The sequence below is a fragment of the Mycobacterium sp. genome (assembly GCF_019243155.1).
Lineage (GTDB): Bacteria > Actinomycetota > Actinomycetes > Mycobacteriales > Mycobacteriaceae > Mycobacterium.
In genome coordinates this window covers 1-7,826 of record NZ_JAFAUS010000005.1, presented here as the reverse complement: position 1 = coordinate 7,826, position 7,826 = coordinate 1, and the positions used below count along the sequence as shown (strand labels likewise).

Genomic DNA, 7,826 nt, shown 5'->3' with positions numbered 1-7,826 from the left:
CCGGCTGCCGGCCGACCGGATACACGACCTCTTCGGTGATGGTGCCAGACCCACGCGACAGCCGAATCGCCTCTTTGTGTCCCCCCTGGGATTCCTTGTGGCTGCTGCGCTTTTGCACTCCGATGCCGTCCACCTCCACCAGTTTGTAGACCATGTTCGCCGTCGGTGCGCCCGAACCCGTCACCAACGAGGTGCCCACGCCGTAACTGTCGATCGGCTCGGCGCGCAACGCGGCAATGGAGAACTCGTCGAGGTCGCCCGATACGACGATGCGGGTCGCGGTGGCTCCCAGTCCGTCGAGTTGCTCGCGGACCTGGCGCGCCAACACCCCGAGCTCGCCGGAGTCGATCCGGACCGCGCCGAGCGATGGACCGGCGGCGGCCACCGCGTTGGCGACGCCGGTCGTCACGTCGTAGGTGTCCACCAGCAGCGTGGTGCCGACGCCCAGCGCGTCGACCTGCGCCCGGAACGCGGCGAGCTCGGCGGACTCAGGAGGATGTTGTTCGCTGACGTGCAGCATGGTGAACGCGTGCGCCGACGTGCCTTCGGTGGGTATTCCGTAGCGGCGCTGGGCTTCCAGGTTGGACGACGCGGCGAAGCCGGCAATGTAGGCGGCGCGGGCCGCGGCGACCGCGGCGTGTTCGTGCGTGCGTCGCGTGCCCATCTCCATCAACGGGCGTTCCCTGGCCGCACTGACCATGCGGGCCGCCGCGGACGCGACCGCGGTGTCGTGGTTGAAGATCGACAGCGCGAGCGTCTCGAGGACCACGCACTCGGCGAAGGTGCCGGTTACCGACAGCACCGGAGATCCGGGAAAGTACAGCTCGCCTTCGGCGTAGCCGTCGATGTCGCCGCCGAACCGGAATTCGCGCAAGTACCGCAACGTATCTGCGTCGAGGAACTGTCCCAGCAGCTGACACGCCTCGTCGTCGAAGGTGAATTGCGGCAAAGCTTCGAGCAGCCGGCCGGTGCCGGCGACCACGCCGTAACGGCGGCCTTCGGGAAGTCGCCGGGCGAACAATTCGAAGGTGGTCCGGCGATTGGCGGTGCCGTCCCGCAGCGCCGCCGCCAGCATCGTCAACTCGTACCTGTCGGTCAGCAGCCCCGTCACGACCGGGTCGTTCATTCCATAAAGGTATCGGCTGCCCTCACGGGCTCGGAAACCTCACCTCTGGCTCGGTATCGTGTAGGCCATGGTTGTTTCGTCCGCGCCCACTAAGCCGGGCACCACCGGCCAACGCGAGTCAGCGCCGGTCAACGTGACGGCCAGTCCCTGGGTCACGATCGTGTGGGATGATCCCGTCAATCTGATGACCTACGTGACATATGTGTTCCAGAAGTTGTTCGGCTACAGCGAGCCGCACGCCACCAAGCTGATGCTGCAGGTGCATAACGAGGGCAAAGCAGTGGTGTCGGCCGGCAGCCGCGAGTCCATGGAAGTCGACGTGTCCAAGCTGCATGCCGCCGGATTGTGGGCGACGCTGCAGCAGGACCGCTGAGATTCGAGGCTTCGGCGATTCCCTGTGCGCAAATGGAAGCGCGTCGAGACCGGTAACGGTCCCCGCTATCGGTCCGCCCTGGCTTCTCATGAGGCCGCGCTGCTCAAAAACCTCGGCATCGCGATGATCGGCTTGCTCGACGAGCGTGAATCCTCTTCGCCGGCAGACGAACTCGAGGAGATCACCGGCATCAAGACCGGAAACGCCGAGCCGCCCAATGATCCGACCCTGCGCCGGCTGCTGCCCGATTTCTACCAGCAGGACGACGACGACCCCTCGTCTCCCGATGAAGGCGAGCGCCTCAACGCCGCACTGCGCAGTCTGCACGAGCCCGAGATCATCGATGCCAAACGCGTTGCCGCGCAGCGGTTGTTGGACACCATCCCCAGCGACGGCGGGCGGTTCGAGCTGAGCGAGGACGACGCGAATTGCTGGGTCTCCGCGGTCAACGACATTCGGCTGACGCTGGGGGTCATGCTCGACGTCGGACCACAAGGACCGGAACGCCTGCCCGCCGATCACCCGCTGGCGGTGCATTTCGACGTGTACCAGTGGCTGACCGTGCTGCAGGAGTACCTGGTTCTGGTGCTCATGGGGTCCCGATGATCTCGATGAAAACCGGATGAACGCCATCACCGACGTCGGAGGCATTCGCGTCGGCCACTATCAACGACTGGACCCCGACGCGTCGCTCGGCGCCGGCTGGGCCAGCGGAGTCACCGTCGTGCTGACGCCACCCGGAACCGTCGGTGCGGTCGATTGCCGCGGCGGTGCGCCCGGTACCCGGGAGACCGACCTGCTGGATCCGGCCAACACCGTGCGCTACATCGACGCCGTCTTGCTCGCCGGCGGAAGCGCCTACGGTCTGGCGGCCGCCGACGGCGTGATGCGCTTCCTGGAGGAGCACGAACGCGGGGTGGCGATGGATGCCGGCGTGGTGCCCATCGTGCCCGGCGCCGTGATTTACGACCTGCCGGTCGGCGGCTGGGAATGCCGTCCGACCGCCGAGTTCGGCTATCTCGCCTGCGAGTCGGCCGCCAGCGCGGCCGGTGGCAGTGACGCCGCCCTGCCCGTCGGAACCGTCGGCGCCGGGGTGGGGGCGCGCGCCGGGGTGCTCAAGGGCGGCGTCGGAACCGCCTCCACGAGGCTGCCGTCCGGAGTGACCGTCGGCGCGATCGTGGTGGTGAACTCCGCGGGCGAGGCGATCGACCGGACCACCGGCCTGCCGTGGATGGCCGACTTGATCAAGGAGTTCGCGCTGACGCCGCCGCCGGCCGAGCAGATCGAGGCGCTGGCGCAGCTGCCGTCGGCGTCGAGCGCGCTGCAGAACCGGCTCAACACCGTCATCGGGGTGGTGGCGACGGACGCCGCCGTGAGCTCGGCCGCATGCCAACGTATCGCCATCGCCGCTCACGACGGCCTGGCCCGCACCGTCCGCCCCGCGCATACCCCGGTCGACGGCGACACGGTGTTCGCGCTGGCAACCGGCGCGGTGGAGGTCCCGCCACCGGCCGACGCGCCCGCCGCATTCTCCCCAGAGACGCGGCTCGCCAGTGAGGTCGCGGCCGCCGCGGCCGACTGCATGGCGCGCGCCGTTCTGGTCGGGGTGCTCGCCGCCGAGTCGATCGCCGGAATACCGAGTTATCGCGACGTGTTGCCGGGGGCGTTCAGCCGATGAACGGTTCACCGGCGACTGCGTCGGTAGCCTTGACGATGCTGGGGACGCGTTGGAAGGGCAGTTATGGCTAGAACCACCCCGAGGCGACGCCCGGGCACTGCGCCGACCCAGACGTCAAAACGGTCGACGTGGGGGGTCGGCGGCGCCACCATCCTCACCTTCGTCGCGCTGCTCTACGTCGTCGAACTGATCGACGAGCTGACCCGCCATTCGCTGGACGTCAACGGCATCAGGCCGCAGACGACCGACGGTTTGTGGGGAATCATCTTCGCGCCGGTGCTACACGCCAACTGGCAGCACCTGGTGGCCAACACCGTCCCGCTGCTGGTGCTCGGGTTCCTGATGACATTGGCCGGAATCTCCCGCTTCGTCTACGCCACCGCGATCATCTGGATCCTGGGCGGCTTCGGCACCTGGCTGATCGGCAACTGGGGCAGTAACTGCGGCCCGACCGATCACATCGGGGCCTCCGGCCTGATCTTCGGCTACCTGGCGTTCCTGTTGGTCTTCGGGCTGTTCATCCGGCGGGTGTGGAACATCATCATCGGGCTGCTCGTGTTGATCGTCTACGGCGGCGTGCTGGTCGAGGCCATGCCGGTGCTCGGCATGTGCGGGGGTGTGTCGTGGCAGGGCCACCTGTGCGGCGCGATCGCCGGCGTCGTGGCCGCCTATTGGTTGTCCGCGCCGGAACGCAAGGCCCGCGCGGCGAGAAAAGCCGGCACCGCACTGCCGCACGCCAAGACATGAGCTCGCCGACTGCCGACCGACGCGGACCGCAGGCTCCCGTCGGCATATTCGATTCGGGCGTCGGGGGATTGACCGTCGCGCGCGCGATCATCGACCAGCTGCCCGACGAGGACATCGTCTATGTCGGCGACACCCATCACGGACCGTACGGTCCGCTGACCATCCCCGAGGTTCGCGCGCACGCGTTGGCGATCGGCGACGACCTCGTCGGGCGCGGCGTCAAGGCGTTGGTGATCGCCTGCAACACCGCATCCGCGGCCTGCCTGCGCGACGCTCGCGAGCGCTACGACGTGCCCGTCGTCGAAGTGATCCTGCCCGCAGTCCGGCGTGCGGTCGCAACCACTCGCAACGGCCGCATCGGTGTGATCGGCACGCGCGCGACCATCGCCTCGCACGCCTATCAGGACGCCTTCGCCGCCGCGCGCGACACCGAGATCACCGCGGTGGCCTGCCCGCGCTTCGTCGACTTTGTCGAGCGCGGCGTGACGAGCGGTCGGCAGGTGCTCGGACTGGCCGAGGGTTATCTGGAACCGCTGCAGCGCGCTCAGGTCGACACGTTGGTGCTCGGCTGCACGCATTACCCGCTGCTGTCCGGGCTGATCCAACTCGCAATGGGCGACAACGTCACATTGGTGTCCAGCGCGGAGGAGACGGCCAAGGAAGTGCTTCGCGTGCTCACCGAGCGTGACCTGCTGCGGCCGCATGACGCGCCCCCCGCCACCCGCGTCTTCGAAGCCACCGGCGACCCCGAGGCTTTCACCAAATTGGCGGCCCGATTTCTAGGGCCCGCGGTTACCGGTGTGCACCCCGTGCAGCACGCCCGAATCGACTGACGCTGATGGCGGCGACCCGCTTCACCCGGCTTCGCCGCGCTCGCGATCGCCGCGGGCGCATGACGAGATTCTCATCACACCAATGCGGCGATGTTTTCGTCATGGTCCTATCGGGCATGGCACAGTAGTGTCCGTGCGAATAACCGTGCTCGGCTGCTCGGGCAGCGTGGTGGGGCCGGATTCGCCTGCGTCGGGATATCTGCTCCGTGCACCGGATACTCCGCCCTTGGTTATCGACTTCGGCGGTGGCGTGTTGGGCGCTCTCCAGCGCTACGCGGATCCCGCCTCCGTGCACGTTCTCCTCTCTCATCTGCACGCCGACCACTGTCTGGATCTGCCCGGACTATTCGTCTGGCGGCGCTATCACCCGTCGCGTCCAGGCGGCAAGGCGATGCTCTACGGCCCCGGGGATACATGGTCGCGATTGGGTGCCGCCTCGTCGCCGTACGGCGGCGAGATCGACGACTGTTCGGACATCTTCGACGTCCGGCACTGGGTCGACGGCGAGCCGGTCACTTTCGGTGCGCTCACGGTCGTGCCCCGCGTGGTGGCCCACCCGACCGAGTCCTACGGGATGCGGATCACGGATCCGTCTGGGGCTTCGTTTGTCTACAGCGGCGACACCGGCACGTGCGACCAACTGATCGAGCTGGCCCGCGACGCCGATGTCTTCCTGTGCGAGGCGTCCTGGACGCACTCGGCCGACCGCCCGCCCGCGCTGCATCTGTCGGGCACCGAGGCCGGGCGGGTCGCGGCCCAGGCCGGCGTGCGCGAACTATTGCTGACGCACATCCCGCCGTGGACCGCGCGCGAGGACGTGATCAGCGAGGCGAAGGCGGAGTTCGACGGTCCGGTGCACGCGGTCGTGTGCGGTGAGACGTTCGATATCCGCCGTTCCGAGAGGGTCTGAGTCGGCGAGGCTAATGTTGGCGTCGTGACCAGACGAGAAGACGGCCGCCTCGACGACGAACTCCGCCCCGTAGTCATCACGCGCGGGTTCACCGAACACCCGGCCGGTTCGGTATTGATCGAATTCGGCCACACCAAAATCATGTGCACCGCCAGCGTTACCGAAGGGGTGCCGCGCTGGCGCAAGGGCTCGGGTCTGGGATGGCTCACCGCGGAGTACGCGATGCTGCCGTCGGCCACGCACACTCGCTCCGACCGTGAATCGGTGAAGGGTCGGCTGTCCGGGCGCACCCAGGAGATCAGCCGGCTCATCGGTCGGTCGCTGCGCGCCTGCATCGACTTGGCGGCGCTGGGGGAGAACACCATCGCCGTCGACTGCGACGTCCTGCAGGCCGACGGCGGCACCCGGACCGCCGCGATCACGGGCGCCTATGTAGCGCTGGCCGACGCGGTGACCTACCTGTCGTCAGCCGGCAAGCTCTCCGACCCCAGGCCTTTGTCGTGTGCCATCGCAGCGGTGAGCGTCGGCGTGGTCGACGGCCGGATCCGCGTCGACCTGCCCTACGAGGAGGATGCGCGCGCCGAGGTCGACATGAACGTCGTCGCCACCGACACCGGAACGCTGGTGGAAATCCAGGGAACCGGTGAGGGAGCGACGTTCCCCCGCTCGACACTGGACAAGCTGCTCGACGTCGCGCTGGCCTCTTGCGACAAGCTGTTCGCCGCGCAGCGTGAGGCGTTGCAGCTGCCGTATCCGGGTGAGCTCCCCGAGGCGCACGGGCAGCCGAAGGCGTTCGGCAGCTGACCCGGTTGCTGGTCGCCAGCCGCAATCCCAAGAAGCTGGCCGAATTGCGTCGGGTGCTCGATGCTGCCGGCCTGACGGGGTTGACGTTGGTGTCGCTGAACGACGTGGTGCCGTTCGAGGAGGCGCCTGAGACGGGCGCGACTTTCGAAGACAACGCGTTGGCCAAAGCGAGGGACGCTTTCACCGCAACGGGTTTGGCGAGTGTGGCCGACGACTCCGGTTTGGAGGTCGCCGCGCTGAACGGGATGCCCGGCGTGCTGTCGGCGCGCTGGTCGGGTCGCCACGGCGACGATGCCGGCAACACCGCACTGCTCCTGGCGCAGTTGCGAGACGTGCCCGACGAACGCCGCGGCGCTGCGTTTGTGTCCGCCTGCGCGCTGGTCTCGGCGTCCGGCGAGGTGGTGGTGCGGGGCGAGTGGTCCGGCAGCATCGCGCGAGAACCGCGCGGCGACGGCGGATTCGGCTACGACCCCGTCTTTGTCCCCGACGACCCCGGCCTTGGAGACCGCACCGCCGCAGAGCTCAGCCCGCAAGAGAAGGACGCGGTCTCACACCGCGGTCGTGCGCTGACGCTGTTGCTGCCGGCGCTCGACCTCACAGCCCGAAGCGCGCCTTGACGTCCTTGGTCTGGAAGTGCTCGACGATGATGCCCAACAGCGGGATGGTCCCGGAGAGCAGTACCCCAACCGTCTTCGGAAGCGGCCACCGCACCTTGACTGCCAGATTGAAGGCGGTCAGGACGTAGATGAAATACACCCACCCGTGCACCACCTCGATCCAGCGGATCTCGTGGTGGAACGCAAGGTGCGAGACGATCTCGTAGCACAAGGCGATGAGCCAGAGGCCGGTCGTCCACGCCATGATCCGGTAGCCGAGCAACGCGGTACGGATCTTTTCGACGGGGAAGGCGGACGTCGACGCGTCGGGCGTCTCCGGTGCGCTCATGCGGTTGTCCTGTTCTGTTTTTCGGTGTCGTGTTGCGCGAGCTCGGCCAGGTAGGCGTTGTAGTCCCGCAGCGCGGGGTCATCGGCCGGCTGTTGCGCGGGGGCGGGCCGCTCGGGCAGCAGGCCAGCGGGGATCTCGGTGACGGCGCCCTTGCGGGGGTCCGGTGGCGCGTCTTCGTACCGGACGAATTTGCGGTACGCGTAAATGCAAAACCAGGCGAACAGCGGCCACTGCAGTGCATAGCCGAGGTTCTGAAAGGTGCCTGAACCGGACTGAAACCTCGTCCACTGCCACCACCCCAGCGCCAGGCAACCGCAGGCAGCGATGATCGCCAAGAGCAGCAGAGCAGCCCGGCGACGGGGAGGGGACACGCTTAGACGGTACTCCGAGGTGGCCTGCGCACGTCTCAA

Annotated in this window: 11 protein-coding genes; 8 read left to right on the top strand and 3 right to left on the bottom strand. The window is 67.8% G+C overall.

From position 1 onward, the window contains the following. Positions 1 to 1,126, bottom strand: a 1,126-nt coding sequence (locus JOZ00_RS00410) for a nicotinate phosphoribosyltransferase (RefSeq protein ID WP_293338328.1), incomplete at its 3' end; no start/stop codon positions are given. A 67-nt stretch (positions 1,127 to 1,193) separates the two neighbouring features. On the opposite strand from JOZ00_RS00410, the gene clpS reads away from it, so the two are divergent. The 8 genes from clpS to rdgB all read left to right on the top strand — a co-directional run bounded on the left by clpS (position 1,194) and on the right by rdgB (position 7,088). Further along, on the top strand, positions 1,194 to 1,499 hold the full coding sequence (clpS, locus tag JOZ00_RS00405; protein ID WP_293338326.1) for an ATP-dependent Clp protease adapter ClpS: 306 nt from the start codon (positions 1,194 to 1,196) through the stop codon (positions 1,497 to 1,499). A 24-nt stretch (positions 1,500 to 1,523) separates the two neighbouring features. After that, positions 1,524 to 2,105, top strand: coding sequence for a DUF2017 domain-containing protein (locus JOZ00_RS00400; RefSeq protein ID WP_293338325.1), 582 nt, complete (start codon positions 1,524 to 1,526; stop codon positions 2,103 to 2,105). A 16-nt stretch (positions 2,106 to 2,121) separates the two neighbouring features. Continuing rightward, the gene (locus tag JOZ00_RS00395) at positions 2,122 to 3,177 is read left to right on the top strand and encodes a P1 family peptidase (RefSeq protein WP_293338323.1); all 1,056 of its coding nucleotides are present in this window, start codon (positions 2,122 to 2,124) and stop codon (positions 3,175 to 3,177) included. Positions 3,178 to 3,240: 63 nt separating this feature from the next. Further along, a complete protein-coding gene (locus JOZ00_RS00390; protein WP_293338321.1) occupies positions 3,241 to 3,924 on the top strand; it encodes a rhomboid family intramembrane serine protease in 684 nt (227 codons plus the stop codon). Further along, positions 3,921 to 4,757, top strand: a complete 837-nt coding sequence (gene murI, locus JOZ00_RS00385; protein ID WP_293338319.1) for a glutamate racemase — start codon at positions 3,921 to 3,923, stop codon at positions 4,755 to 4,757. Before JOZ00_RS00390 ends, murI begins: the two co-directional genes overlap by 4 nt. A 127-nt stretch (positions 4,758 to 4,884) precedes the next feature. Beyond that, complete coding sequence (locus JOZ00_RS00380) at positions 4,885 to 5,667, top strand: cyclic nucleotide-degrading phosphodiesterase (protein ID WP_293338317.1); 783 nt, start codon at positions 4,885 to 4,887, stop codon at positions 5,665 to 5,667. Positions 5,668 to 5,691: 24 nt separating this feature from the next. Then, positions 5,692 to 6,471 carry a ribonuclease PH gene (gene rph / locus JOZ00_RS00375; RefSeq protein ID WP_293338315.1) on the top strand — a complete coding sequence of 260 codons (780 nt, stop codon included), beginning with the start codon at positions 5,692 to 5,694 and terminating at the stop codon, positions 6,469 to 6,471. Continuing rightward, positions 6,468 to 7,088: an RdgB/HAM1 family non-canonical purine NTP pyrophosphatase gene (gene rdgB / locus JOZ00_RS00370; protein ID WP_293338330.1), complete on the top strand. Its 621-nt coding sequence runs from the start codon at positions 6,468 to 6,470 to the stop codon at positions 7,086 to 7,088. The genes rph and rdgB overlap by 4 nt, the downstream gene beginning before the upstream one ends. Here rdgB and JOZ00_RS00365 read toward each other — a convergent pair. Together JOZ00_RS00365 and JOZ00_RS00360 are read right to left on the bottom strand one after the other, a co-directional pair. Beyond that, positions 7,066 to 7,416 (bottom strand): DUF3817 domain-containing protein, encoded by a 351-nt coding sequence (locus JOZ00_RS00365; RefSeq protein ID WP_293338313.1) that lies wholly within the window; start codon positions 7,414 to 7,416, stop codon positions 7,066 to 7,068. The two genes, rdgB and JOZ00_RS00365, sit on opposite strands and share 23 nt — an antisense overlap. Continuing rightward, positions 7,413 to 7,787: a hypothetical protein gene (locus tag JOZ00_RS00360; protein WP_293338311.1), complete on the bottom strand. Its 375-nt coding sequence runs from the start codon at positions 7,785 to 7,787 to the stop codon at positions 7,413 to 7,415. The genes JOZ00_RS00365 and JOZ00_RS00360 overlap by 4 nt, the downstream gene beginning before the upstream one ends. Between the last annotated feature and the right edge of the window lie 39 nt (positions 7,788 to 7,826).

Coding starts and splice junctions, on each gene's coding strand:
- clpS (WP_293338326.1), top strand. CDS start 1,194: ATGGTTGTTTCGTCCGCGCCCACTAAGCCGGGCACCACCGGCCAACGC.
- JOZ00_RS00395 (WP_293338323.1), top strand. CDS start 2,122: ATGAACGCCATCACCGACGTCGGAGGCATTCGCGTCGGCCACTATCAA.
- JOZ00_RS00390 (WP_293338321.1), top strand. CDS start 3,241: ATGGCTAGAACCACCCCGAGGCGACGCCCGGGCACTGCGCCGACCCAG.
- murI (WP_293338319.1), top strand. CDS start 3,921: ATGAGCTCGCCGACTGCCGACCGACGCGGACCGCAGGCTCCCGTCGGC.
- JOZ00_RS00365 (WP_293338313.1), bottom strand. CDS start 7,416: ATGAGCGCACCGGAGACGCCCGACGCGTCGACGTCCGCCTTCCCCGTC.